The 26949-nt window shown below is 71.8% G+C and carries 18 protein-coding genes; 9 read left to right on the top strand and 9 right to left on the bottom strand.

Annotated features, from left to right (window positions below; translation table 11 throughout):
* Positions 1-10: 10 nt before the first annotated feature.
* Entirely contained in the window at positions 11-2830 is a 2820-nt protein-coding gene (locus tag ABIA33_RS12705; protein ID WP_370080585.1) for a GNAT family N-acetyltransferase, read from the bottom strand.
* Positions 2831-3085: 255 nt separating this feature from the next.
* Between ABIA33_RS12705 and ABIA33_RS12700 the strand changes: the two genes are divergently transcribed.
* The 3 genes from ABIA33_RS12700 (at position 3086) to ABIA33_RS12690 (ending at position 6697) form a co-directional block, all read left to right on the top strand.
* Complete coding sequence (locus ABIA33_RS12700) at positions 3086-3364, top strand: HPr family phosphocarrier protein (RefSeq protein WP_370080583.1); 279 nt, start codon at positions 3086-3088, stop codon at positions 3362-3364.
* A 138-nt stretch (positions 3365-3502) separates the two neighbouring features.
* Positions 3503-5275: an AMP-binding protein gene (locus tag ABIA33_RS12695; RefSeq protein WP_370080581.1), complete on the top strand. Its 1773-nt coding sequence runs from the start codon at positions 3503-3505 to the stop codon at positions 5273-5275.
* Between the two features lie 264 nt (positions 5276-5539).
* The gene (locus ABIA33_RS12690; RefSeq protein ID WP_370080579.1) at positions 5540-6697 is read left to right on the top strand and encodes an ATP-grasp domain-containing protein; all 1158 of its coding nucleotides are present in this window, start codon (positions 5540-5542) and stop codon (positions 6695-6697) included.
* A 296-nt stretch (positions 6698-6993) separates the two neighbouring features.
* On the opposite strand, the gene ABIA33_RS12685 is transcribed toward ABIA33_RS12690, so the two are convergent.
* A complete protein-coding gene (locus ABIA33_RS12685) occupies positions 6994-7917 on the bottom strand; it encodes a DMT family transporter (RefSeq protein WP_370080577.1) in 924 nt (307 codons plus the stop codon).
* Between the two features lie 71 nt (positions 7918-7988).
* Here ABIA33_RS12685 and ABIA33_RS12680 point away from each other — a divergent pair, with 71 nt between their 5' ends.
* A complete protein-coding gene (locus ABIA33_RS12680) occupies positions 7989-8987 on the top strand; it encodes a LysR family transcriptional regulator (RefSeq protein ID WP_370080575.1) in 999 nt (332 codons plus the stop codon).
* 62 nt (positions 8988-9049) lie between these two features.
* Here the strand turns inward: ABIA33_RS12680 and ABIA33_RS12675 are convergent, their stop codons facing one another.
* From ABIA33_RS12675 to ABIA33_RS12660, 4 genes are all read right to left on the bottom strand, one after another.
* Complete coding sequence (locus ABIA33_RS12675; RefSeq protein WP_370080573.1) at positions 9050-11260, bottom strand: SpoIIE family protein phosphatase; 2211 nt, start codon at positions 11258-11260, stop codon at positions 9050-9052.
* A gap of 161 nt (positions 11261-11421) precedes the next feature.
* Entirely contained in the window at positions 11422-12615 is a 1194-nt protein-coding gene (locus ABIA33_RS12670) for an RtcB family protein (protein WP_370080571.1), read from the bottom strand.
* Positions 12616-12989: 374 nt separating this feature from the next.
* Positions 12990-14510, bottom strand: a complete 1521-nt coding sequence (locus ABIA33_RS12665) for an MFS transporter (RefSeq protein ID WP_370080569.1) — start codon at positions 14508-14510, stop codon at positions 12990-12992.
* Between the two features lie 79 nt (positions 14511-14589).
* Complete coding sequence (locus ABIA33_RS12660; RefSeq protein ID WP_370080567.1) at positions 14590-15258, bottom strand: TetR/AcrR family transcriptional regulator; 669 nt, start codon at positions 15256-15258, stop codon at positions 14590-14592.
* Between the two features lie 343 nt (positions 15259-15601).
* On the opposite strand from ABIA33_RS12660, the gene ABIA33_RS12655 reads away from it, so the two are divergent.
* Positions 15602-16930 carry an MFS transporter gene (locus tag ABIA33_RS12655; protein WP_370080565.1) on the top strand — a complete coding sequence of 443 codons (1329 nt, stop codon included), beginning with the start codon at positions 15602-15604 and terminating at the stop codon, positions 16928-16930.
* Here ABIA33_RS12655 and ABIA33_RS12650 read toward each other — a convergent pair.
* Together ABIA33_RS12650 and ABIA33_RS12645 are read right to left on the bottom strand one after the other, a co-directional pair.
* Positions 16868-18253 carry a M16 family metallopeptidase gene (locus ABIA33_RS12650; protein WP_370080563.1) on the bottom strand — a complete coding sequence of 462 codons (1386 nt, stop codon included), beginning with the start codon at positions 18251-18253 and terminating at the stop codon, positions 16868-16870. The two genes, ABIA33_RS12655 and ABIA33_RS12650, sit on opposite strands and share 63 nt — an antisense overlap.
* A complete protein-coding gene (locus tag ABIA33_RS12645; RefSeq protein ID WP_370080561.1) occupies positions 18250-19620 on the bottom strand; it encodes a M16 family metallopeptidase in 1371 nt (456 codons plus the stop codon). Before ABIA33_RS12645 ends, ABIA33_RS12650 begins: the two co-directional genes overlap by 4 nt.
* Positions 19621-19788: 168 nt before the next feature.
* Here ABIA33_RS12645 and ABIA33_RS12640 point away from each other — a divergent pair, with 168 nt between their 5' ends.
* The 3 genes from ABIA33_RS12640 (at position 19789) to ABIA33_RS12630 (ending at position 23690) form a co-directional block, all read left to right on the top strand.
* Positions 19789-22254: a DNA topoisomerase (ATP-hydrolyzing) subunit A gene (locus tag ABIA33_RS12640; protein ID WP_370080559.1), complete on the top strand. Its 2466-nt coding sequence runs from the start codon at positions 19789-19791 to the stop codon at positions 22252-22254.
* Between the two features lie 320 nt (positions 22255-22574).
* Positions 22575-23219, top strand: a complete 645-nt coding sequence (locus ABIA33_RS12635; protein ID WP_370080557.1) for a DUF6082 family protein — start codon at positions 22575-22577, stop codon at positions 23217-23219.
* 234 nt (positions 23220-23453) lie between these two features.
* Complete coding sequence (locus tag ABIA33_RS12630; RefSeq protein ID WP_370080926.1) at positions 23454-23690, top strand: hypothetical protein; 237 nt, start codon at positions 23454-23456, stop codon at positions 23688-23690.
* A gap of 7 nt (positions 23691-23697) precedes the next feature.
* Here the strand turns inward: ABIA33_RS12630 and ABIA33_RS12625 are convergent, their stop codons facing one another.
* On the bottom strand, positions 23698-25287 hold the full coding sequence (locus tag ABIA33_RS12625) for an IucA/IucC family siderophore biosynthesis protein (protein ID WP_370080555.1): 1590 nt from the start codon (positions 25285-25287) through the stop codon (positions 23698-23700).
* 90 nt (positions 25288-25377) lie between these two features.
* On the opposite strand from ABIA33_RS12625, the gene ABIA33_RS12620 reads away from it, so the two are divergent.
* Positions 25378-26949 (top strand): IucA/IucC family protein, encoded by a 1572-nt coding sequence (locus tag ABIA33_RS12620; protein ID WP_370080553.1) that lies wholly within the window; start codon positions 25378-25380, stop codon positions 26947-26949.

Here is a 26949-nt window from a genome sequence, read left to right as displayed (position 1 = left end):
CGGTGGTGCCCTACCCGAGTGCTCGGGGGCCCAGGTCGGTGCGGGCGGGCAGGCGCGCGAGACGGACGGACGCCCCGAGTACGGCGAGGGCGTGTGGGGCGACCACGACGGGTTCCAGGGAGACCGAGGCGACCTCGGGGATGTCGTCCACCAGCTGGGACACCCGCAGCAGGAGTTCCTCCAGCGCGTCGGTGTCCACCGGCTCCGCGCCGCGCCAGCCGAACAGCAGCGGGGCCGCCCTTATCTCCCGGACCAGTCCGGCGACATCGTGGTCTGTGGCCGGAATCAGCCGGTGGGCGACGTCGCCGAGGAGTTCGGAGGCGGCTCCGGCCAGGCCGAAGGAGAGGATCGCGCCGACGGCGGGGTCGACGGTGGCGGACACGGTGGTGTCGACGCCGCGCGCGGCCATCGGCTGCACGACGAGACGGGCGCCGGGACCGAGGAGCGCTGTCGTCTCCCGGTGGGCGCGGCGCAGTTCGGCCTTGTTGGTGAGGTCGAGGCGGACCGAGCCGAGGTCGGCGCGGTGGCGCAGGCCGGGGCTGGTGGCCTTGAGCGCGACGGGGTAGCCGAGGTCGGCGGCGGCCCGGACCGCGTCCCGCTCGTCGTCGGCGGGGAGGGTGCGGAGCAGGTCGATGCCGTAGTGGCCGAGGAGGGTGGCGGTGGCCTCGTCGTCCAGCTGGACCTGCTTCGCCGCTGCGAGGGCTGCCGCGACCTGGCGGCGGGCCGGGTTCTCGGCAACGCGGTCGAGCTCGGGGATGCGGCCGGTGTCGGCGTTGCCGCGACGCCAGGCCGCGTGGCGGGTGGCGAGGGCGAGGGCGCGCACCGCGCGTTCCGGACGCGGGTAGCAGGGGACGGTGGCGCGGAGGCGGTTGGCCAGTTCGGGCAGCGCGAGGTGGATCACCAGCAGCGGCTTGCCCGCCGCCGCGGCGTGTTCGGCGGCGGCGGCGAGCGCGTCCGCGAAGGGCGCGGCGTCGCTGTCCGCGCCACCGTCGCCCGCACCACCGTTGCTCGTACCACCGTTGCTCGTACCACCGTTGCTCGCACCACCGTTGCTCGCACCTGTGGACGAGGACAGCAGGCCGGAGCCGGGGAAGTGGGGGAGGCCGCCGGCCCCGATGGGCGGGATGACGACGGCGACGACGGTGTCGCTGTCCGTGCTGTCGATGGCGGCGGTGAGGCCGGCCGTGAAGTCCTCGGGGGTGGCGCTGGTGGTGAGGTCGTGCGGGGGCAGGGGGTGCAGTCCCGCGCTGAGCGCGGCGTCGTGGGTGAGCAGCGCCAGGGAGTCGGAGTTGCCGACGACGGCGATCCGGTCGCCGGGCGGCAGGGGCTGGTGGGCGAGCAGGTCGGCGGCGTCGTAGAGCTCGGTGATGGTGTCCACGCGGATCACTCCGGCCTGCGCGAACAGCGTGTCGACGGTGCTGTCGTCGATTCGGGTGACGGCTGCGGCGTGGCCTGCGGGAATGCTTGCGGTGTGACGGCCGCCCTTGATCACGACAATGGGCTTGGTCGCGGAGACACGGCGGGCGATCCGGCTGAACTTGCGGGGGTTGCCGAAGGACTCCAGGTAGAGCAGCACGACGCGGGTGTGCTCGTCCTCCTCCCAGTACTGGAGCAGGTCGTTGCCGGAGACGTCGGCGCGGTTGCCCGCGGAGACGAAGCTCGACAGTCCGAGACCGCGCCGGTGCGCGGCTTCGAGCAGGGCCGCGCCGATCGCTCCGGACTGACTGAAGACGCCCAACGGGCCACCGGCCGCTAGCTCGGGTGAGAGAGAGGCGTTGAGGCGGACGTCGGGGTCGGTGTTGATCAGGCCGAAGGCGTTGGGGCCGATCACCCGCATTCCCGCGGCGCGGGCCTGCCGAACCAGCTCGCGTTGGCGGGTCCGACCGGCGGCGCCGGTCTCGGCGTAGCCTGCGGTGACCACGATCAGACCCTGCACGCCGCGCGCGCCGCACTCGGCGACGACCGCCGGGACCTGTTCCACGGGGACGGCGATCACGGCGAGGTCGACCGGCTCGGGGAGGTCGCCGACAGTGGATCGGACCGGGACGCCGTCCAGTTCGGCCGACTCGATGGTGTCCGCGTTGCGGTTGACCGCCTGCAGGCGCCCGGTGAACCCGGCCGCCAGCAGGTTGCGCAGCACGCTGCGGCCGACGCCGAGCGGTTCGCGTCCGGCGCCGATGACCGCGACCGAGCCGGGGGCGAGCAGGCGCTGCATGGAGTGGGCCTCGGCGCGGTGCTCGCGGGCCCGCATCACGGCGAGGGACTGCTCAGTGGGTTCCAGGTCGAGCTCGAAGTGCATGACGCCGTCGGCGAAGCTGCGGTGCTGGGTATAGCCGGCGTCGGTGAAGACCTTGCCCATCCTGCGGTTCTCGGGCAGCACCTCGGCGATGAAGCGGCGGATGCCGCGCTCGCGGGCGACGGCGGCGATGTGTTCGAGCGACGCGGAGGCGACGCCGCGGCCCTGGTGCGCGTCCTGGACCAGGAAGGCGACCTCCGCGTCCGTGCCGGACTCAGCGGGCTTGCCGGTCTCGTCGATCCGGTCGAAGCGGACGGTCGCGATGATCTCGTCGCGGACCAGGACGGCGAGGCCGACCCGGTTGATCTGGTCGTGATGGGTGAAGCGGCGGACGTCGCGGTCCGAGAGCCGGGGGTAGGGGGCGAAGAAGCGGAAGTACTTGGACTGGTCGGAGACCTCCGTGTAGAAGGCGACCAGCCGCCCGGCGTCGTCGGGGGTGAGCGGGCGGATACGCGCGGTACCGCCGTCGCGCAGGACGATGTCTGCCTCCCAGTGGGAGGGGTAGGGGGGTGCCGTGCCCTGCGTGTCGGTCACGGGGTCAGGTTACGACTTCCGGGGAGTTGCGACTTCCCGCGAGTTCGGAGCGTTCCGGAGTTCGGAGCGTTCCGGAGTTCGGAGCGTTCCCGCGAGTTCGGGGTGCGGGTGGAGACATGGCGCGGCAAGGTGGGGCGTGAGGGGGCAAGGCCGTTTTCGCCGTGCCTCGGCACGTCCCGCCACCGGGAACCCGCGAGCGTGGTCTGGACACCCTGGCGGCATCGTCCCTCCGCGCCTCGCGAAAGGCACCGCACCATGGCTGAGCGCCACGTCACCGTCGGTTGGCCGGAGGGCCTGCACGCCCGCCCCGCCGCCGTCTTCGTCCGCGCCGCCGGCGCCGTCGGCGTGCCCGTGACCATCGCCAAGGCGGGCGGCAGCCCGGTCAACGCCGCCTCCATGCTGGCGCTGCTGGGCCTCGGCGCCGAGAGCGGTGACGAGGTCGTGCTCTCCTCCGAGGCCGAGGGTGCCGACGCCGCGCTCGACCGACTCGCGAAGCTCGTCTCCGAGGGCCTGAACGAACTGCCCCCGGCCTGACCGGCCTGACCGGCCTCCCGGAGCGACCGCCACCGCTCTACCGCGTCGGACTTCTCGCGTGGTGCCCTTGACCTGCCGCGCCCTGCCCTGCGAACGTGCCAACGGACCGCAGCGGGGCGGTCCCGGGAGGAGATCGCCGTGACCGCGAACAGCGCCAACGAAGCCGCCTACAGGGACTTCAAGGCTGCCAGGGACCACCTGCTGAAGCACCGCGGCGACCTGACCGGCGCTCGCGCCTTCCCCCGCCCCGAACCGGAGTTCTTCAACTGGGCCCTGGACTGGTTCGACCGCGAGGCCGCGGGCAACGACTCAGTTGCACTGCGGGTCGTCGACCTGGACGCCGACGGCTCGGTCCAGGCCGAGACGGCACTGAGCTTCGCCGAGCTCAGCCGACGGTCCGACCAGGTCGCCGGATGGCTCCGGGCTCAGGGCGTCGGACGCGGGGACCGCGTCCTGCTGCTGCTCGGCAACCGGGTGGCACTGTGGGAGACCATGCTCGCCGCGATCAAGCTGGGCGCGGTCGTCATCCCCGCCAGCACTCTGCTCTCCCCCGACGACCTGGCCGACCGGATCGCCCGGGGCGCGGTCAAGTACGTGGTCGCCGAGGCGGCGCTGACCGGCGGCTTCGCCGGGATCGGCGGCTTCGGCAGCGAGTGGCGCGGAATCACCGTCGGCGGTGCCGCCGCCACCGAGGGCTGGCTGCGCTACGAGGACGCACTCGACCACACCGAAGCGTTCCGGCCGGACGACGTCACCCGAGCACAGGACCCGCTGCTGCTGTACTTCACCTCCGGCACCACCAGCCGCCCCAAGCTGGTGCAGCACACCCACCGCTCGTACCCGGTAGGACACCTGTCCACCATGTACTGGATCGGGCTTCGCCCCGGCGACGTGCACCTGAACGTCTCCTCCCCCGGCTGGGCCAAGCACGCCTGGAGCAACTTCTTCGCCCCCTGGAACGCCGGTGCGGAGATCCTGATCGTCAACCAGCCGCGCTTCGCCGCCCGCCCGCTGCTCGACGCGATGGCGCAGCACGGCGTGACGTCGTTCTGCGCCCCGCCCACGGTCTGGCGGATGCTGGTGCTGGAGGACCTCGCCAAGTGGAAGGTCCCGCTGCGCGAACTCGTGGGCGCGGGCGAGCCGTTGAACCCCGAGATCATCGAACGCGTGCGGGACGCCTGGGGCGTGCTGCTGCGCGACGGCTTCGGGCAGACCGAGACCACGGCCCAGGTCGGCAACCCGCCCGGGCTCACGGTCAAGCCGGGGTCAATGGGGCTGCCGCTGCCCGGCTACGAGATCGCCCTGGTGGACCCGCTGACCGGGGCCGTCGTGACCGGCGACGGTGCGGAGGGTGAGCTCTGCCTGCCGCTCGACAGCGCACCGCTGGGCCTGATGACCGGCTACCAGGACGACCCCGCGCGGCAGGCCGAGGCGACGGCGGGCGGTTTCTACCACACCGGCGACGTGGCCTTCCGTGACGCCGACGGCTACGTCACCTACGTGGGCCGCACCGACGACGTGTTCAAGTCCTCGGACTACCGGATCTCGCCGTTCGAGCTGGAGAGCGTCCTGGTCGAGCATCCGGCGGTGGCCGAGGCGGCCGTCGTGCCATCCCCCGACCCCGTGCGGCTCTCCGTGCCCAAGGCCTACGTGGTCCTCGCCCCCGGACACGAGCCGACCGCCGAGACCGCGCGCTCCGTCCTGGACTGGGCCAGGGAGCGGCTCGCCCCCTACAAGCGGGTCCGCCGCCTGGAGTTCGCCGACCTCCCGAAAACCGTCTCCGGCAAGATCCGCCGCGTCGAACTGCGCGGCCGCGAGGACGAACTGCACGGCGGCCCGGCCGCTCCGCCGCGCGGCGCGGTCGAGTTCTGGGAGGAGGACTTCCCCCGGGACGCTCCTGACCTGCGGTGATCCCCACAGAGCTCAGCCGAGCGGGGGCGGGTCGTGTTAACAACGGATGACGCACCGGACGGTGGCCAACCTGCCACTCGCGCAACCACCCCGCGACGTGATCTGATACGGCCACGACCCACGCGGCACAGGCCCTCCAGCCCCTGCAGTTCGTTCGGTCGCACCCGACCACGGCCACGGCACCCACGATCCTCTGAGTGCCGTGAACCAGTGTCGCCACGAAGCCCTTCCCTGCCCTGCCGGCCTTCGTCCTGGAGACACCGCGTGAACCACCCGCTGCGCATCTGGCTGAACCGTACCTACGCCGAGAACGCCTTCTTCATCGGGCTGTTGCGAGAGAATCGCGACGGGGTCGAGCCTGAGGTGCACGCCACCCATGTCGACGCCGACTCGCCGGTGCTCCGGGCCGCGGACGTGTCCTCGCTGGAACCGGACCGGCTCTCGCCGGCGGCGTACGTGGAGTTCGCACTGGACTACTGCACCCGGCACGGCATCACGCTGTTCCTCCCCCGGCTGCACCAGCAGGCCATCGCGGCCCGCCGGGCGGACTTCGCCGCCGTGGGCACGACCGTGCTGAGCCCGCCCAGCGGGGCGATCGAGCTGTTCAGCGACAAGGCCGCCGCGTACGAGAAGTTGAGCGCGGCCGGGCTGCCGGTGCCGCCGTGGTGGCGGGTGCGCGACTCCGCCGAACTGCTCTCGGCCGTGGAGACGATCGAGGCGGACGGCGGCGCGCCCTGCCTGAAGCCGGTCACCGGCGCGGGCGGCGAGGGCTTCCGGATGCTTTCCCGGAAGCCCTTCTCGCTGGCCCGGCTCGCGGGCTCGCCCAGCTGGCAGGTGTCGCTCGACCAGGTCGTCGAGGCCCTGGACCGCGCGCCCGAGGCCCAGCCGGTGGACTGGCTGGTGATGCCGCACCTGGCCGGTCCCGAGGTGTCGGTGGACTGCCTGGCCGACCCGGACGGGCGGCTGCGCGCCGCCGTCGGCCGCAGCAAGGAGGGGCGCCGGCGTGGCTTCACGCTGGACGCCGCCTACCTGGAACCGACCGAACTGCTGGTGGAGACGTTCGGGCTGGCCTATCTGACGAATGTTCAGTTCCGGCACCACCGGGGCGTGCCCGTGCTGCTCGACATCAACACCCGCCCGTCGGGCGGACTGCACCAGCTTTCCCGCTGCGGCGTCAACTTCCCTTGGGCCGCAATGCAGTTGGCACTCGGGCAGGAGCCGACGGAGATCGCCGTGCGGACGCTGGGCGAGGACTACACGCTGATCTCCACCCCCTACCCGGCGCTGCCCCGGCAGCTTCCGATCCCGGTCCCGCGGATTCCCGCCGAGGTCGTCACGGCGGAGGTCGTCCCCACCGTCGCCGCTGTCGCCTCAGTCAGCGGAGTCGCCGGCACGCCGGCCGGTCTCGTCGGCCTGGGCTGACGACCTGGGGAGCTACATGGGCCCGCCGCGCCGGCCGCTGATGTCGGAGCCGGCAACGCGGCAAACGGAGGTGCCGGGCGGTGGGCGCCCGGCCCTGTCGCTCCCCAGCTCGCAGGGGCCGGCCCGGCCGGCGGTCGCGGCGGCGGGGCACGGCATGGGCCCGTCGGGAAGGGTGCGGACGGGTGGACCCGCCAGGAAGGGTCCCCCCGTCCGCACCCCCACCCTGCCCCATCCGGCTGTGTTCGCGGCAGACCGCCTCAGGCCGCTCGCACGGCTGGCGTTCCCGAAGGCGGTGGTCAGGAGTCCCCGCAGACGAGCTGAGCACTGTGACGGACGGACTCGGCGACCACACGCCCCTCCTTCTGCCGCCGCGTCGACAGCCACCCGCCGACCAGGACCAGCACGAAGCCGCCGAGGGCAGACCAGCGCAGCGGCTCGTGCAGCACCGCCACCCCGAGCAGGACCGCGATGGCCGGGTCCGCGTAGTTGATGAGCGAGGCGCGTCCGGCCCCGGCCTCCGCGATCAGGCGGTAGAAGGCAAGGAACGCCGTCGCCGTGCAGAACACCCCGAGGACCACGATCGCGCCCGCCGAAGCCGCACCGGGCATCCGGCCGGGCGCGGTGAGCAGCGCGACCGGCAGCAGGATCAGCGTGTTGAGGGTCATCGTGGACGCCACGACGCCGAGTGGGGGCACGTCCGCGAGCCGGTTCTTGACCAACAGCGCCGCCGCGCCGTAGCCCAGCGCCGCGAGCAGGACCAACCCCGCGCCCAGCCAGCGGTAGCGGTCACCGCTGGGGTCAAAACCGACCACCCCGGCCACACCCACCAACCCCACCCCGAGCCCGACCGCACGCCAGCCGCGCACGGTCTCCGAGGCGTCCCCGCTGCGCAGCGCGAGCAGCGCGACCAACACCGGCTGGGTGGCGATCAGCAGCGCGGTGAGCGAGGAGGGGATGTGGGTCTCGCCATAGGTGATCAGCAGGAAGGGTCCGGTGATGTGAGTGAGGGTCAGCAGCACGATCGTGCCGCGCCGCTCGCGGAGCGCCCGAAGCGCACCGCTGCGCAGTGCGATCGGCAGCAGGATCGCCGCCGCGATCCCGGTCCTGGCCACCACGACCACGGGCGGCGCCAGATCCTGCACGGCGATCTTGATGAACAGGTACGGGATGCCCCACAGCACGGACACCAGGGCGAACAACAGCCAGGCTCTGCGACTCATGCGCCCAGCCTGCCCGGGGTAGGGTCACCAGCAGAAGTGATGACTTGCTGGGGTGGGGGTTAGCAGAACTGATGGTCGATGTGCGCCGCCTCCACATCCTGCGCGAGGTCGCCCGCCAGGGCAGCTTCGCCAAGGCAGCCGCCGTGCTGCTGCTCACCCCCTCCGCGGTGTCCCAGCAGATCGCGGCGCTGGAACGCTCGCTGGGCCTGCCCGTGGTCGAGCGCAGTACCCGTGGCGTCCGGCTCACCGAGCCAGGCCGGATCATGGTCGACGCCGCCGACGCCGTGGCCGCCGAACTCGCGGACGCGCAGTGCCGCATCAGCGAGCTCGTGGACGGCCACACCGGCAGCCTCTGCCTCGACACCTTCAGCTCGGGCGGCCAGCTCCTGCTGCCAGACGCGCTCTCCCGGCTCCTGGCCGAACAGCCCGGCGTCGAGCTGGCCGTCGCCGAGGCCGACCTCGAGGAGAGCGTCGTCCATGTCCGGGAGGGCAGCGCCGACCTCGCGCTGACCTTCCACTTCGACGGCCCCTACATGCCCGAGGGTGCCCTCAGCTGGACCCCGCTGCTGCGCGATCCGCTGTGGGTGGTCCTGCCGGACGGCCACCGGCTCGCCGGGCGCGACGCACTGGCTCTCGCCGAACTCGCGGACGAGCCCTGGGTGTTGGGCTGCATGCTCGCCGCGCAGGCGATCGACCAGTACGCGGCGGTCGCGGGGTTCCGCCCGCGGGTGGTGTGCCGCTCCAGCGACTACGTGTTCGCACAGTCCCTGGTGGCCGCGGGCGTCGGCATCAGCCTCATCCCGGAGACGGCGCTCGCCACCTCCCCCGGGCCGTCCGGCCGGGTCGGGAGTTCGGGACCCGGCGGCCATCCGGGCCTGCGCGGTCTGACCGCCGTCCCGCTCCGCGGCCCCGGCCCGTCCCGCCACATCGGCGCCCTCACCCTCCGCCGCCGCTGGCCCCAGCCGCTCGTCGGCCGACTGCTGCAGGCCTTGCGCGACACGGCAGCAGGCCTCCCCTCCACGGGGGCGCACGGCTCACATCGGAGTGTCGCGCCCCTTGCGCCGGGGTGAACGGTGCTCCGCCGTACCGGTGCGCTTCCCGGACGGTCACCTGAGCCTGCTGGAACCCGTCTTCACCGGGCGACCAGGATCAGGGCAGCCTGGTCGTCCTCGGCGACTCCGCCGGTGAAGCCGTCCACCGCCGTGTTGATCGCGTCGAGTGTCTGCTGCGCCGTGGCAGTGCCGGCGAGCTGGACGGCTTGGACCAGGCGGTCCTCGCCGAAGAAGGTGCCTTCGGCGTCGCGGACTTCCAGGATGCCGTCGGTGACCAGGACGAGGGCGTCGCCGCCGGCCAGTTCCATGGTCTCCGCGTGCAGCACCGGGTCCGATGAGACGCCGAGCAACTGGCCGGGCGTGGTGGGCACGGAGACGGTGCCGTCGACCCGGCGCAGCACCGGCGACGGGTGGCCGGCCCGGACCAGATGGAGGGTGAGCCCGGTGGGACCGGGCTGGAGTTCGGCATAGATGAGGGTCACGAAGCTCTCCTGGCTGTTCGGCTGGGCGAGGAGAGCGCGGTTGATGGCGTGCGCCACGGCGACGGGGGTGGGTAGGAGGGGCGCGACCGCGCGGGCGGTGTGGCGGACCAGAGCGGTGGTGGTGGCGGCGTGGGCCCCGCGTCCGCAGACGTCTCCGATGATCAGGCCCCAGCGGTCGCCGGGCAGAGGGAAGACGTCGTAGAAGTCGCCGCCGATCTCGAGTCCTTCGCCGGCGGGATGGTAGGAGGCGGCGAGCTGCGCGCCTGGCACGGTGGGCAGTGCGGCGAGGAGGAGTCCGGCTTGGAGGTCACCGGCCAGTCGGGCGCGGTGGGCGTACTGACGGGTGGTCTCCGCGCTCGCGGCGGCTGTGCGGGCGAGTTCTTCGGCCAGGGCCATGCTGCGTGCGTCCAGGGGGTTGTCCGCGGTGGCGACCAGGGTCAGGACTCCGAAGGTGCGGCCGCGGGCCGTCAGCGGTACGCACATATAGCTGGTGACCTGGAGGTCGAGGTCGGCCCACGGGCTGGGCGGAGGGCCCTCGGCGACCTCGCTGACTCCGCCGGCCAGCACGCGGGTGACCGGACCCTCGGCCCGGCTGCTCGGTGCCTGCCCGGCCAGGATTTCTTTGGCCCCGGGTGGCAGATCGGTGCCGGCGGCAGCGGCGACTCGGCGGACGTAGCCGTCCTCGAGGACGTCGATGGTGCAGATCGGAGAAAGCGCGGGCACCGCCAGGTCGGCGAGGCACTGCAGGTTCTGTGGATAGTGCGTTTCCCGGCTGACGGCGGTGTTGGTCTCCAGGATGAAGGCCAGGTCCGCGCTGGCGGCCTGCTCGCGCGCGTATGCGGTACGGCGGGCGTGCTCGGCCCGGTCGCGCTCGATGGCGAGGGCAGCGGTACGCGCGAACACGGTGGACAGATCCAGGTCCTCCGCACGAGGGGCTCTGGGAGTGCGATGGTAGACGGCGAAAGTTCCCAGCAACTCGCCCGTCGCGGACATGATCGGAGTGGACCAGCACGCGGCCAGTCCGGCCTCCCGGGCCAGGTCTTTGAAATCGGTCCACAGATCGTCGCCCTCGATATCGGCGACGACGACCATCTTCCGCCGGTGGGCGGCAGTGCCGCACGAACCCTGTCGCGGGCCGATTTCGGTACCGTCGATGGCCTGGTTGTAGAAGTCGGGCAGGCTCGGCCCGGCGCCGTGCCGCAGGTGGCGTCCGCTCTGGTCCACGAGCAGGACCGAGACCAGTACCTTCGGTGAGAGCTTCTCGATCGCGCGTGCCATGCCGTCGAGCACCTCGGACAGGGGCGCGTTGCGGGCGATCTGCTCGAGCAGCGCCTGCTGCTCGGCGGCGAGTTTGTGCGCCCGACGCTGTTTGGTGACGTCCACGGCCAGGAACGCGACGCCCATGATCCGGCCGGCGGAGTCGTGGCGCGGCTCGAAGCTGAAGTCGTAGTATCCGTGGCGCGCGCTTCCCGCGGGCCCGAGCAGGACGCTTGCGCCTTGGGTGGCGAAGGGCACGCCGGTGCGGTAGACGCCGTCCAGCAGGTGCACCAGTCCCTGATGGACGAGTTCCGGAACCGTCTCGGTCACCGGAAGCCCCAGTGCCTCGTTGCCGCGCCCGGCCCCGATGGCCGCGAAGAACGCCTGGTTCGCGCCTTCCAGGACATGGTCCGGGCCGCTCAACGCTGCGAAGATCACCGGCGCGTGGGTGAACATGTCGGCGAGCGAGCGGAGTTCTTCCACGCGTCCTGCGTCCAGCTGAGCCGCAGAACCCGCCGACCCCAGCTGGGCGGCCGCAGGCCGGATTCTCATCGCGACCTCCTCGTGAACCCGTTGTTGCCGCCGGGACCAGCTCATTCATGGTAACGACCGGTCATCATCAGCCGCGACAGCGGTCACTTCGGCAGCAGCCACCGCGACCGGGCGGAGCAGGGCCCCCGCCCCGCCCCGCCCGGTTCGTCACTCGCGTGCCGTCAGCCCTTGACGCAGACGACCTGCTTCAGCTGGGCGACGACCTCGACCAGGTCGCTCTGCTGGGACATGACCTTCTCGATGGACTTGTACGCGCCTGGAATCTCGTCCACGACGCCGGAGTCCTTACGGCACTCCACACCCCGCGTCTGCTCCTCCAGGTCCCGTACGCCGAACGTCTTCTTGGCCGCGGTACGGCTCATCTTGCGCCCGGCACCGTGCGAGGCCGAGTTGAACGCCGCGGCGTTTCCCAGACCCTTGACGATGTACGAACCGGTGCCCATCGAGCCCGGGACTATCCCGAAGTCCCCCGAGCCGGCGCGGATCGCACCCTTGCGGGTGACCAGCAGGTCCTGGCCGTCGTAGCGCTCCTCGCTGACGTAGTTGTGGTGGCAGGAGATCACCTGGTCGAAGCCGACCTTCGCCCGTGCGAACTCCTTGCGCAGCACGTCCTGGAAGAGCGCCATCATGACCGCCCGGTTGTGCTTCGCGTACTCCTGCGCCCAGAACAGATCCTGGCGGTAGGCCGCCATCTGCGGGGTGTCCGCGATGAACACCGCCAGGTCGCGGTCGACCAGGCCCTGGTTGTGCGGGAGCGAGCGGGCGACGCCCATGTGGTGCTCCGCCAGTTCCTTGCCGATGTTCCGGGAGCCGGAGTGCAGCATCAGCCAGACCGACCCGGAGGTGTCGACGCAGACCTCGATGAAGTGGTTTCCCGAACCGAGCGATCCCATCTGCGACATCGCCCGCTCGCGACGCCACCTCACCGCGTCCGCGACCCCGTCGAACCGCGCCCAGAAGTCGTCCCACCCCGCTGTCGGATAACCGTGCAGCTTGTGCGGGTCGACTGCCTCCGCGTGTGCGCCACGGCCGACCGGGATGGCCTGCTCGATCTTCGACCGCAGCCGGCTGAGGTTGTCCGGCAGGTCGCGGGCGGTGAGCGAGGTCCTGACCGCGCTCATCCCGCAGCCGATGTCCACGCCGACGGCAGCCGGGCAGACCGCGCCCCGCATGGCGATGACGGAACCGACGGTCGCCCCCTTGCCCAGGTGGACGTCCGGCATGACGGCGAGGCCGGTGATCCACGGCAGCGAGGAGATGTTCCGCAGCTGCTGCATGGCCTGGCTCTCGACGGTCGCCGGGTCCGCCCACATCCGGATGGGTACCCGGACGCCGGGAACTTCGGTGTACGACATGGTGAATCGACCTCCGCGGTCGGAAGGGAGAACAAAAGTCGGAAGATGCCGTACGAATGGCCGGTACGGCGCGGCGCGTCTTCGCTCAGCGTTGGGGACAGGCAGTGGAGGGGCGTCGCCTGGGGGAGGTGCAGGCGCTGACGCGCCCGCGAGTCGTCTCGACCCGCACGGTGACCGCCTCCTCTCCACTGCCCGATGGACCGGCGTGGCTGCCGGTCACATGGACTATCTAGCCACGCGGCAAGGGCACCCGCAATGGAATATCGCCCGCGTTGCACGCTGTGCGGCGATCGACAACGCAGCGGTCCCCGCCTCGGCGTTCGAGACGGGGACCGCTGCGTTGCTGTGGTGCTGTGACGCGAGCCGACGAGGTGTCAGTGAGCGATGACCGGGATCGCGAGGTCGTCGGCCTCCGCGCCCGCGCCGCCTCCGATCGGCGCGGCGACGGCGTCGCGCCCCACGGTGACCAGGGTGAAGGTGATCAGCGCGGAGAGGACCAGGATGCCGACGGCGAACCAGATCGCGGCCGCGTAGCCGTGCACCGCCGCCGTGTTGATCAGCGCCGGGTTGCCGTGGTGGGCGACCATGTAGCTGTGCGTGGCGTTGACGGCGATGGTGCTCAGCAGCGCCGTACCGATGGAACCGCCGACCTGCTGCGAGGTGTTGATCATCGCGGAAGCGACACCCGAGTCACGCGGCTCCACCCCGTAGGTGGACAGGCTCATGGCGGGCATGAACGCAGTGCCCATGCCGAGGCCGAGCAGGACCAGTGCGGGCAGCACCACCGTCGTGTACGAGCTGGTGACGCTGAGCTGGGTGAGGATCAGCATGCCGAGGGCCGCGACCAGGAAGCCGGGGGTCATCAGCAGGCGGGGCGGGACCCGGTTCATCAGCCGGGCACCGATCTGGGTCGATCCGGTGATCATGCCCACGATCATCGGCAGGAAGGCCACACCGGTCATGACCGGCGAGTAGCCCTTGATCTGCTGCAGGTAGTAGGTCAGGAACAGGAACAGGCCGAACATGCCGATCACGGCCAGGCCCAGCGCCAGGTAGACGCCACCGCGGTTGCGGTTGGTGATGACGCGCAGCGGCAGCAGCGGCGCCTTGACCTTGGCCTCGACCAGCACGAAGGCGGCCAGCAGCACGACCGAGGCGACGAACATGCTGATGGTGATGGTCGCGCCCCAGCCGTCGGAGGCGGCCTTGGTGAAGCCGTAGACCAGGGCGACAAGCCCAGTGGTGGCGAGCAGCACGCCGGGGATGTCGAGCTTGTTGCGGTTGCGGCCGTCCGCGCGCTCGTGGACGTAGAGCGCGGCGCCGACGGCGGCGATCACGGCGAAGAAGATGTTCACGAACAGGGCCCAGCGCCAGTTGACGTACTGGGTGAGCACCCCGCCGAGGATGAGGCCGACCGCGCCGCCGGCGCCGGCGATGGCACCGAAGATGCCGAATGCCTGGGCACGCTCCTTGGCCTCGGTGAAGGTCACCGCGAGCAGCGACAGGGCCGCCGGGGCGAGCAGTGCGCCGAAGACGCCCTGCAGGGCGCGGGCGCCGAGCAGCATGCCCTCGTTGACCGCCGCTCCACCGAGCGCTGAGGCCAGCGCGAAGCCGACCAGGCCGATGATGAAGGCACGCTTGCGCCCCCACAGGTCGGAGATGCGCCCGCCGAACAGCAGCAGACCGCCGAAGGCGAGGCTGTAGGCGGTGATGACCCACTGGCGGTTGGCGTCGGAGATGTGCAGCGACGCCTGGGCGTGCGGGAGGGCGATGTTCACGACGGTGGCGTCAAGGACGACCATGAGCTGGGCTATCGCGATGAAGATCAGCGCCTTCCAGCGCTGAGGATCCGGTTCGAGCTGGAGGGGCCGGTCGGACTGAACGGTTTTGGGCATGACTGTTCCCGTGGCTGTGTAGGCAGAAGTGATCAGGGGCCGGCGTGCGGTCGTTGCGCGCCCGGTGTGCGTGGGTCTTTCAGCTCTGCTGGGCCCGTGTGGCGGCGCAGCGTTCGCGGAGGTCTTCGAGAGTTGAGGGCCGACCGGGAAGGACCGAGCGCTGCGGTGCGCGGAGTCCGTCGAGGACGAGTTGGAGGTGCCGGTGCACGAAGTACTGGTGGTCGACGAGGGAGGCGCCCGGTAGCGGCCGGGCGATCTGGGCAGCGATCAGCATGATGTCGCCGGGGCCGACGTCGTTGCGGAGACTGCCTTCGGCCTGGGCCCTGTCGATGACCGAGGCGACGACGGTGTCGAGGCGGTCGCGGGCGGCGAGGATGTCCGGCTCGGCCAGATCCATCCACTCGGAGAGCAGGGGGCAGAGCGCGCCGACCTTCCAGTCGACCGCTCCGTGGACAACACCCTCCAGTGCGGTGAAGGCGTCAGGTGCTTCGTTGAGGATGGTGTCCGCCTCGGCGGCCATCTTCGCCAGTACGGCCAGCACCACGCTGCGGATGAGCTCGCGCCGATCCGGGAAGTGCCGGTAGAGAGTGGCGTTGCCGATGCCGGCCCGGCGGGCGATCTCGTCGAGGGGTGCGTCCGCCCCGAACTCGATGAACGCCTCCTGAGCGGCGGCGACGATGAGCTCCCGGTTGCGGGTGGCGTCCGCCCTGAGCCGGGGTGTGCAACTCTTGACGGCCTGGCTGACCATGCTGGGGCACTCCTCTGCTCTCGGGATCCGGTGCTCTTGGGTGTCGAAGCGGGGACTTGCTCCCCGCTTGACTCAGTCAATCAGCTAAACGGGGAGAGAGTCCCCGGAAATTTCACAGCACCGTGTGACCTACGTCACATTTTGGTGACCTGCGTCGCATGTGGATCGCCGATCGCCTCGCCGCCGGCCGATAACTGCTCGCGGACAGGTCGTCGCCGGGTCTAGTCTCACGTCCATGCATCTCTCCGGACCGCACTAGACGACTCTCCCGCCGCCCGGCGCCGCATTCGGCGGCCGGCGGCACAGCTTCGTCATGTCCGCGTTCTGAATCCGGAGAGTCCCCATGCCACGCCCCTTCGGGGGCAGCGCGTCCTATCGCGCTGTCCTCGCACTGCCCCATGCCCCCGGCCTGTTCGCCGCCGCGATGCTCGCCCGGCTCTCGTACGGTGTGCTGTCCCTCCCCCTGCTGCTCTCGCTGCGGCAGGCCACCGGTTCCTATGCCGTCGCCGGCACCGCAACCGGCCTCTTCGGCCTGGCCGTCGCCCTGCTCGCCCCCCTCCGCGGCCGGTTGGTGGACCGCCGGCCCGGCTCGCTGATGCTGCTCGCGTCCGGCTATGCGATGCTGCTCGCGTTGATCGCGGGCACCGGCGTCGTCGGTGCCGCGCCCTGGGTCGCCGTCATCCTGGCCATCGCCGCTGGAACGGTTCCGCCTCCGGTCGGGCCGCTGATGCGAACCCTGTGGGGTGTCCTGGCCGCCGACGAGGCGCAGCGGCAGGCCGCGCTCAGCCTGGACACCGCGGCCGAGTCGACCGTCTTCGCCCTCGGACCCGTCCTCGGCGGAGCCCTGATCGTGATGGGCTCCCCGCCGGTGGCGCTCGCCGCCTGCGCCGCGCTGGTGCTCCTCGGCTTCGCTGCCTTCGCTGCGGCCCTGCGGCGCTCGTCCGTTCGGCTTCCCGGCGGAGCGGCTGAGGCCGCGTCAGAACAGCAGTCCCGTTGGAACCCGCTTCGCGTTCGCGGTTTCGCCGCTCTGCTGGTCGTGGCCTGCTGCACCGGCTGCACCCTCGCCGTGGAGGAACTGGCGGCGATCGCGGCCTGGGGCGCCGGCGCCACCGGGGCGCTGATGGCGCTGGTCTCGGTGGGGGGCGTGCTCGGCGGCCTGCTCTACGGGAAGCGGCAGTGGCGGGCCGCGCCCGGTCGGCGGCTGGCGGCGCTCGCCGCCGCCGGCACCGCCTGCTTCGCACTCCCCGCGCTGGTGCCCGCCGTACCGGCCGCCGCACTCGCCCTGCTGCTCGGCGGCGCGTGCATCGACACCCAGCTGATCACCTCGTACCTGCTGGTGGACGGGCTGGTGCCGGCCGGCTCGCGGACAGAGGCCGGGTCCTGGCTGAACAGCGCGTTCAACCTGGGGGTCGCCGCGGGCGCGGGTTGTGCGGGAGTCCTCGTCGACCGTGCCGGGGCGGGCGCGGGGTTCCTCGCAGCCGCGCTGGTCGCGGGCGGCGCGGCAGTCGCGGCGGTGCTGGTCGCTTACGACCTGGGTCGTGCGCCGGCACCGGGTGGACCGGCTCCCGCGGCGCGGGGGCCGGTCCACCCGGCGGTGACCGACGGAACGTCAGGCCGGGACCACGGTGATCTCGCCGATGCCGAGATCCTTGAGCGGAGCGGCAATTGCTGAAGCGTCACCCACCAGAACGGTGACCAGGCGGTCCGGCGGGAAGGCCGCGACCACGGCCTCAGTCGCCTCGGCCGTCGTGGTCTCCGCCAGGCGACGGTAGACCTGCGCCTGGTAGTCGTCGGGCAGCCCCTGCTCCACCTGGTCGGCCAGGGTGGAGCAGACGGCCGACGCCGTCTCGTACCGCAGCGGGGCGACGCCGACGAGGTTCTGCACGGCGACGTCGCGCTCCTCGTCGGTGAGGCCCTCGGCGGCGAGGGTGCGCAGGATCGTCCAGGTGTCGGCGAGGGCCGGGACGGTGGACTCCGTGTCCACCGATCCGGAGATCGCCAGCATCGCCCGGCCGCTGCCGTCCGGAGCCGAGCGGAGCGGCTGGGCGAAGGCGCGGACGCCGTAGGTGTAGCCCTTCTCCTCGCGCAGCACCCGGTCCAGGCGTGAGGTGAGGGTGCCGCCGAGGCAGTAGGTGCCCAGGATCTGGGCGGCCCAGGCCGGGTCGTGGCGGTCCGGGCCGATCCGGCCGATCAGTACCTGGGTCTGTACCGATCCGGGGCGGTCGACGATGATGACGCGGCCCGTGTCGTCGGCGGTGACGGCGTCCGCGACGGACGGCGCGGCCGACCCGGCGGTCCAGTCGCCGAGAGTGGCGGCGAGCACGGCGTCGAAGTCGACGGCCGAGAAGTCGCCGACGATCACGGCGGTCGCGGTCGACGGACGCACGTGCGCGGCATAGAAGGCGGCGACAGCGTCGCGGTCGATGCCCTTGACCGTGTCGGCGGTGCCGGCGCGGGGGCGGGAGATCCGGTCGGCGGCGTCGAAGAGGTCCCCGTACAGGGCGAAGGCGGCCCGGCGGGAGGGATTGGCGAGCTCGTGCACGATCTCGTCCAGGCGGTTGGCGACGACGCGCTCGATCTCGGCGACGGGCAGCGCGGGGGCGCGGACGGCGTCAGCGAGCAGGGTGAGGCCGCGCTCCAGCCGGGAGGCCGGGACCTCCAGCGAGAGCCGCAGCGAGGTGTGGTCGGCGTGGGCGTCGAGAGTGGCCCCGGCGCGCTCCAGTTCGGCGGCGAACTCCTCGGCGCTGAGGGTCTCGGTGCCCTCCGAGAAGGCGCGCGCGAGGATGGTCGCGACGCCGTCCTGGCCTGCGGGCTCGGCGGCGAGCGGGGCGTCGAGGAGCAGTTCGACGGCGACGAGCTTCTGGCCGGGCCGGTCGCAGCGCAGCACGGTCAGGCCGTTGGGCAGGGTGCTGCGGGTGGGCGCCGGGAACGCCCAGGGGGTTGCCTCGCCCGGCTCGGGGCGGGGGTGGAACGTCATCGTGGGGGCGATGGTCATGCGTTCACGTCCTCGTCGGAGTCGGAGTCGGCGCCGTCAGCGTCGGTGTCGTCAGCGGCGTCGGCGTCGCTGTGCGGGGCGGGCTCGTAGGTGAGGACGGCGCGGTTGTCCGGCGTCAGATAGCGCGCCGCGACGGCCTGCACCTCCTCGGCGGTGACGTCGAGGACCTTCGCCAGCGCGGTGTCGAGCAGCTTCGGGTCGCCGAACAGCACTGCGTAGCGGCACAGTTCGTCGGCGCGCCCGCCGACGGTGTCCAGCCGGTCCAACCACTCGCGTTCGATCTGCGCCTGGGCACGCTCCAACTCCTCCGGCGTGGGGCCCTCCGCGGCGAAGCGGGCGAGCTCCTCGTCGATCGCGGCCTCGACGCTCTCGACGGCCGCCTCTCCCGAGGTCTTGGCATCGAGCCAGCCCAGGGAAGGCGCACCGGCGAGGCGCAGCAGCCCGAAGCCCGCGGTGACCGCGCTCCGGTCGCGGCGCACCAGCCGGTTGTACAGGCGGCTGGACTCGCCGGAGCCGAGGATCGTCAGCGCCAGGTCGGCGGCGTCGGCCTCGCGGGTGCCGTCCAGGGGCAGCGGATAGGCCGCCATCAGCGCGCGGGAGGGGACCTCCTCGACCAGGTGCTGGCGCATCGGGGCGGCGGCGTCGCGCTCGACCTTGCTGCCGTCGCGCGGCGGGCGCTTTCCGTCGTGGGCCGGGATCGAGCCGAAGTACTTCTCGATCCAGCCGAGGGTCTGCTCCGGGTCGATGTCGCCGACGACGGAGAGGACCGCGTTGTTGGGCGCGTAGTAGGTGCGGAAGAAGTCCTGGGCGTCGGCGAGGGTGGCCGCGTCGAGGTCCGCCATGGAACCGATGGGGGTGTGGTGGTAGGGGTGGCCGTCCGGGAAGGCCATCGCCACCAGGCGCTCGAAGGCAGTGCCGTAGGGGACGTTGTCGTAGCGCTGGCGGCGCTCGTTCTTGACCACGGCGCGCTGGTTGTCCAGGCCGGTGAGGTCGAGCGCGGAGAGCAGCGAGCCCATCCGGTCGGCCTCCAGCCACAGCGCGAGCTCGGTCTGGTGCGCGGGCATGGTCTCGAAGTAGTTGGTGCGCTCGAAGCTGGTGGTGCCGTTCAGGGAGCCGCCGGCGGCCTGGACCAGCTCGAAGTGGCCGTTGCCGGGGACCGAAGCGGAGCCCTGGAACATCAGGTGCTCGAAGAGGTGGGCCAGGCCGGTGCGGCCCTCGACCTCGTGCCGCGAGCCCACGTCGTACCAGAGGCACACGGCCGCGACCGGGGTCAGGTGGTCCTCGGAGAGCACCACCCGCAGGCCGTTGGCCAGGGTGTGCTCGGTGACACTGAATCCTCCGGTGGAGGTGGGGGCCGAGTGGGCCATCCGCTCTACGTCCTTCCGGTCGGTCGCTGCTGACTACCTCATTGTGGTCCAACGAACGAGAGCCCCGACACGTGCGGGCGGACCGGACTGTCAGTGGGAGGGGCCACAATGGGGTGCCCGTACCGATACGCCCGTCCAGTTCCATGAGTGCAAGGGAGCGCCGCCGCGATGGCCCGCCGCAGTTCGCAGACCCCGCCGCCCGAGGATTTCGAGGAGCGCATCCTCGACATCGACGTCGTGGACGAGATGCAGGGCTCCTTCCTGGAGTACGCCTACTCGGTGATCTACTCCCGTGCCCTTCCCGACGCGCGGGACGGCCTGAAGCCCGTGCACCGCCGGGTGCTGTACCAGGCCAACGAGATGGGTCTGCGCCCCGAGCGCGGATATGTGAAGAGCGCCCGCGTGGTGGGCGAGGTGATGGGCCGGCTGCACCCGCACGGCGACGCGTCGATCTACGACACGCTGGTGCGTCTGGCGCAGCCGTTCTCCATGCGCATCCCGCTGATCGACGGTCACGGCAACTTCGGCTCGCTGGGCAACGACGACCCGCCTGCCGCGATGCGCTACACCGAGTCCAAGCTGACCGCCGCGTCGATGGCGATGGTGGAGTCCATCGACGAGGACACCGTCGACTTCAACCCCAACTACGACGGCAGCGAGCAGGAGCCGGGTGTGCTGCCCGCCGCCTTCCCGAACCTGCTGGTCAATGGCGCGACGGGGATCGCGGTCGGCATGGCGACGAACATGCCGCCGCACAACCTGGGCGAGGTGGTGGCCGCAGCACGGCATCTGATCAGGCATCCGAGTGCCGACCTGGACACGCTGATGCGCTTCATCCCCGGCCCCGACCTGCCCACGGGCGGCCGGATCGTGGGCCTGAGCGGGATCAGGGACGCGTACGAGAGCGGCCGCGGCACCTTCCGGATCCGCGCCAAGGTGGCGGTGGAGGACGTCACTCCGCGCCGCAAGGGCCTGGTGGTGACCGAGCTGCCGTTCAACGTCGGCCCGGAGAAGGTGATCGCGAAGATCAAGGACCTGGTCAACGCGAAGAAGCTGCAGGGCATCTCCGACGTCAAGGACCTGACCGACCGTACCCACGGTCTGCGCCTGGTCATCGAGGTGAAGAACGGCTTCGTTCCCGAGGCGCTGCTGGAGCAGCTGTACCGGCTGACGCCGATGGAGGAGACCTTCGGCATCAACAACGTGGCGCTGGTGGACGGCCAGCCGCTGACGCTCGGCCTCAAGGAGTTGCTGGAGGTCTACGTCGACCACCGCTTCGAGGTGGTCCGACGCCGCTCCGACTTCCGCCGCCGCAAGCGTCAGGAGCGGCTGCACCTGGTCGAGGGCCTGCTGGTGGCGCTGCTGGACATCGACCAGGTCATCGCGATCATCCGCAGCAGCGACAACACGGCGCAGGCGAAGGAGCGCCTGATCGAGCACTTCTCGCTGTCCGAGACGCAGACCACGTACATCCTGGACACCCCGCTGCGCCGGCTCACCCGCTTCGACCAGGTCGAACTGGAGGCGGAGCAGGACAGGCTGCACAGCGAGATCCAGGGGCTGACGGAGATCCTGGAGTCCGACACGGTGCTGCGCAAGGTCGTCTCGGACGAGCTCGCCGCGGTGGCGAAGAAGTTCGGCACGGAGCGGCGCACCGTGCTGCTCGAGGCCGGCGCGGTGGCGACGGCGGTACCGCTGGAGGTCGCCGACGATCCGTGCCGGGTGCTGCTGTCCTCGACCGGTCTGCTGGCGCGTACCGCCGACGCGGTGCAGACGGTGGCGAGCGGCGACGCCGACACCGGGCGGGCGCGGCACGATGTGGTGGTGTCCGCGGTGGCCGCGACGGCGCGCGCCGATGTGGGCGCGGTGACCAGCGCGGGCCGGGTGCTGCGGCTGCCGGTGATCGATCTGCCGTCACTGCCGCCGAGTTCGGCCGCGCCCACCCTGTCGGGCGGCGCCCCGGTCGCGGAGTTCCTCAAGCTGGACGCAGGCGAGCGGGTGCTCGCGCTGACCACCCTGGACGAGTCCTCGCCGGGACTGGCGCTGGGCACGGAGCAGGGCGTGGTCAAGCGGGTCGTGCCGGACTGGCCGGAGAACAAGGACGAGTTCGAGGTGATCTCGCTGAAGGACGGCGACCGTCTCGTCGGCGCCGTCGAACTGCGGACCGGTGAGGAGGAGTTGGTGTTCATCAGCTCCGACGCGCAACTGCTGCGCTTCCAGGCGACGCAGGTGCGCCCGCAGGGGCGCCCGGCCGGCGGCATGGCGGGGATCAAGCTGACCGAGGGGGCGCGGGTGCTGTCGTTCACGGCGGTGGACGCGTCGGCTGACGCGGTGGTGGTGACGGTGGCGGGTACCACGGGGGCGCTGGACGGCCTCGAAGGGCTGACCGCGGGCACCGCGAAGGCCACGCCGTTCGACCAGTACCCGCGGAAGGGGCGCGCGACCGGCGGGGTGCGCTGCCAGCGCTTCCTCAAGGGCGAGGACGTCCTCGTCCTGGCCTGGGCCGGCGCGGCTCCGGCCCGGGCGGCCACCGCGAACGGCTCGCCCGCGGAACTCCCCGGACGCGACCCCCGCCGCGACGGCTCGGGCGTGCCCCTGGCCAAGGAGATCGCAGCCGTCGCCGGCCCGGCGTAGCGGCGCCAAGGCGTCAGATGGGTCCGTCCCCGAGTCCCGGACGGACCCATCTGACGCACCCTCACCGCAGGGCAACTCCCCTGCTCACACGCCGGGCAACTGGCGCATTGCCGCCGTTTCCGCCGCCGCCCGTCGGGAATCTACGGGGGGAGGCGCCGGGATGGACCCTCTCCCCTGGCGCCCGCGGCCAGCCGGCCAGCGTTGCTCGGTAGTCATGCACACGTCCAATTAGCGCGGCGTGCAGAACGCCCTGACCGGTGACGGGGGTCACTATGGGCACTGGGAGGGGGCTCTCCTCTCGACGGATCATCATCTGGCTCGTGACCGGAACGCTCCTGCTCTTCGCGATCGTCCTGGCCTGCGTCGCCCTGAGCGGATGGATGAACTACCTTGTCGAGGTGTCCTGGGGCGGCAGCTCCCGCGCCACCGAACTCGGCACCGTCGGCCAGTACTTCGACGCAGTCAGCGCGGTCTTCTCCGGTGCGGCGTTGCTCCTCGTCATCGGGAACACCGTGCTGCAGCGGCGGGAACTGCGCTCCCAGCGAGAGGAGCTGAGCCTGCAGCGGGAGGCGCTGCTCGATTCGAACGCGCAGCTCCGCCGCAGTGCGGAGGCCGACCTTCGCTCCCTGCACATGCAGCTGCTGCGGATGGGAATCGACGATCCGGAACTCGCCGCCGTGTGGCCGTCCGGATCAGGACCCCCCGAGCGTCGGCGACAGTTCCTCTACGCGAATCTCATCTTCTCGCACTACTTCCTGAACCATCGACTGGGCATCGTGACCGACGAGGAGGTTCGGGGCCACCTCCGCATCCTGGGTCAGAGCCCTGTCTTCCGGGACTACTGGCGCACGGCGGCGGAGGAACGCTCCTGCCTCGCCGCGGACTCCGACGAGCGCCGGTTCGGTCTGATCGTGGACGAAGTGCTCACGGAGCCAGGCGGCCCCCCGGACCTCCATGTGGCCTGACGCGACAGCAGTTGCGCGCAACGACTGCACTGCTGTGCCAAGGGAGTGAATCCGATCGGCAGGCTGGCGTCCGAGTCAGTGAATCCGTTCACCCGCTCGATGTATCGATTGGGTAAATGGTCGCGGATCCCGTGCGCCCAGCGGCCATCATTGGTCCGTCCACATCCCCAAATTCCCCGTATGGGCCTCTGCGCAACCAAAAGAGCCCAGGTCAGGTATCAGGTATACAGCGTGCTGCATATCCTTCGCCGCGTCGGTGCGTCCCCACGCGAGCGCGGAAGCCTGTCGGGGACGAGCTGCCCCGACATCTTCGAGCTCTCGGACGGGCGGTTCGCCGTGATCGGCGCCGAGATGACGGATGAGCTGGACGGCCTCCTCCCCTCCGACGCGGGCCGCGCCGACTACGAACGCATCGTGGTCATCAGCCGGGACACCCTGCTTCGCGCGAAGGCGGACATCCCCGATATCTGACCTGCCCTCAGCCGCAGCCGCTGAACAAGGGGTTGGCGAGGGGCGTGTAGGTGGAGTCGCCGCCGTCGGCATCCAGCCAGCGGAGCAGCAGATTGGTCTTGGCCGGGACGGTCGGGGACGCGAGGAGTCCACGTACCTCGGGCTGGTCGGCGTAGTCCTCGAACACCGTCCGGGCCAGCGGCCACAGCTCGGCGGAGAGGCCGGGGTGGCGTTCGGTGACGGCTCCGGCGATCTCCAGGAGGTTGTTCGTCACCAGGCAGTAGACGAGGCGCTGCCAGCCGTAAGCGGCGGGCACACCCGGGGTGGGGACGTCCGGCCCGAATACGGCCAGGAGGCCCGCGTGACGCTCGGTCAGCAGCTTGACCCCCTCGTGGTCGCGGAAGACCGCACGCGCGGGGAGGCCGCTCCGGTCCATGGCGACCAGGACGTTCTGCAGGTGGCACTCCAGCACCACGCCGTGCCGGAAGAAGGCGTGCAGGACCGGCCGGGCGATCCGCTCGACGTAGCGCCGCCACCAACTCCGGGCCTGGTCCGCGGTCAGGCCGTCCAGCGGGTTGCCGGGGAAGCCCTCACTGATCCCCGCGGCCAGCAGCGGCCGGCGGCCCGCACCCAGGCCCGCACCCAGGTCGGCGCCCAGGTCGCCACCCGCGCCGGGAGCCGTGCCGAAGCCGTCGCGGAGCAGCACCGCGAACGCCTCGTATGCGTCCTCGCCTCCCAGGTCGGCCGTGCGGTAGCCGCGGTCCGCCAGCATGGACGCGCCCTCAGGTGCGTCCGCGAAGGTCTTCGCCATCAGCTCGTCCACGGGCGCCAGCCAGCGCAGGTCGCGTAGCCACAGGCGGCGGACGTCGTTGGTGATCCTGACCTCCAGGCTGAACTTCAGGAAGAGGTCCGAGTCGGGCAGGTAGACGGTGCGCAGCGACGACGTCGCCCAGCCGCGTTCGGTGGTCTCCCCCAGCAGCCGTAGCCGGCCGTCGTGCAGGGCCGGATGGTCGCCCAGCAACCGAAGTTGCCAGGGGTGGGCCGGCAGCAGCCGGTAGCCCTCCGGCGCCGCCGCTCCCCGGAGCACGTCGAGAACGCCGGTGTCGCCCTCGCCGGCCAGGAGGTCCTCGCGCACGCCCAGCAGTGTGAGCGGGAAGGCCGCGTACGCCTCGGGAGCGTACGGCAGCCAACTGCTCGGGGGGCCTCCACCCCGGGTCTTGGCGGCAGGGTGGTAGCGGTGGCCGGCGAGCAGCGCCTGCTCGGAGCGCAGGTTGGCATCGGCGGGGGGCCGCAGCTGCTCCCGAGCGGCGAGCAGAGCCGCGATGACGTCCCTGCTGTCGGCGATCTCCGCGGCTAGGGTGGCGTTGGCCACTCCGGTACGGGCCTTGAGTTCCTGTTCGGTGAGGGCGACCAGCTCGGCCAGCGCGAGCGGTTGCCAGCCGTCCGGTGTCGACAACGCGGGGTCCGCGGGCCATCGTCCGTGCCCGGCGACACGGAGCCGCTGCCCGCTCACGGGGAGCAGATAGGCGCCGTCCGCGGGCTGCGCCAGCTCACGGATCAGGCAGTTGAGCAGCGCCGTCGCCGCCAGGGCGTCCGCCCGGGTTCCGTCCTCGCCCATGCGCATATCCTTCCACCAGACTGAACTGCCCCAGATCCTGGGAGGCCTCTCCCCTCGTGATCTCCCGCAAACCCTGGGTATGCCTGCCTCATGCACCCCGACTCCGCACCGCTTCCGCGTCCGCTGGAAGCCTCCTTCGTCGCCGAACTGCGCGCCGTCCGCCCCGACCTGGTCGCGCCGTTCACGGAGGCGCTGCCCGGGGCCCGGGCAGCGGTGATGGCGCGACTGTGGCGCTCGATGCGGTTCGAGCACCTGCCGGGGCTGGCCGGCCGTCAGCTGCGCGGCCCCGAGCTGCGCTCCTACGACGTGCGCCGACACGATGCGCGGGCGCCCACAGGCGAGTTGACCGTGCGGGTGGACGGCAGGGCGTACACCCATCCCGCGGACGTGATCCGCGTCGTCGAGGGCAGTGGCGGCTTCGCGGCGGAACTGGAGCACAGCGTCGCCTCGCTGGCGCTGTCCCGGGCCGGCGCGGCCGGACCGGGCGGGGACGGGCGCAGCCTGGTCGCCTACGAGCAGAGCGTGGTGGACGGGCACCCGTACCACCCGTGCTGCCGCAGCCGCCCCGGCTTCAGCGTCGCGGACCAGCTGGCGTACGCACCTGAGCACCGGCCGCTGGTGGCATTGGGTCTGGTCCCGGTACCGGCGGCGTCCTGCGTGGTGGTCGGCGACTGGCCGGATCGGCTGAGGGACGGCGACCGCGTGCTGCTGCCGGCGCATCCCTGGCAGCTGCGCGAGGTCCTGCCGGGCCTCGGCCTCGGCCCCGCACACGGTGAAGTACCGGCGCATCCGCTGATGTCACTGCGGACGCTGGCCCCGGTGGACGGCGGTCCGCACCTCAAGACCGCCCTGTCACTGCGGATGACCTCGGCCGTCCGCGACATCTCCGGCGAGTCGGTGGTGAACAGCGCGCCGCTGTCGGCCCTGCTGGAGGACCTGTTCCGCCGGCTGGACGGCAGCCTGCGGCTCACTCGCAACATCGCCGCGGCGAGCGCCCTGGTCGGCGGCGCTCCCAGCCCCGACCTGGCCGTGCTGCTGCGCGAGTCGCCGGAGGTCCACGCCGGTCCGGGCGAACGGGTCGTGCCGCTCGCGGCGCTCGCCGAGCACCCGCTCGACACGGCCGACTCCGTGGCGTGGCTGGGAGCGCTGGCCGGACTGGTCTGGACGCCGCTGCTGCGCCTGCTGGACTGGGGCGTCGCGTTGGAGGCCCACGGGCAGAACCTGCTCGTCGTGCTGGACCAGGCGGACCGTCCGGTGCGCCTGGTCTACCGGGACCTCGCCGACGTCCGGGTCAGCGCGGAACGGCTGTCCTCGATCGGCGTCCGGCTGTCCGGCCTCGGCGGCCACGTCCTGGACGGCGATCCGACCGTGCTGCGCCGCAAGCTCTTCGGGTCGCTGGTCGGCGGCATGTTCAGCAGCCTGGTCTCGGCGCTCGGCGGCGGCATCCGCCCGCTGGAGGCCGACCTCTGGGGGGCCGTCGCGGCGGAGGCAGGGAAGGCGGCTGTGGTGCTGCGTCCCGGTGACCGCCGGGCACTGCTGGAGGAGCCGCTGCCGGTCAAGGCGTTGAGCCTGATGCGCCTGGACGGCGCACCGCCGGGCGACCGGTGGACGCTGCTGCCGAACCCCCTCGCGGCGGCCGAGGCGGGGTTGGCCGGGCGGTAA

It is taken from the genome of Streptacidiphilus sp. MAP12-16 (assembly GCF_041262165.1).
Taxonomy (GTDB): domain Bacteria; phylum Actinomycetota; class Actinomycetes; order Streptomycetales; family Streptomycetaceae; genus Streptacidiphilus.
The sequence above is the reverse complement of the archived record's forward strand: the minus strand, read 5'-3'. Positions and strand labels throughout refer to the sequence as shown.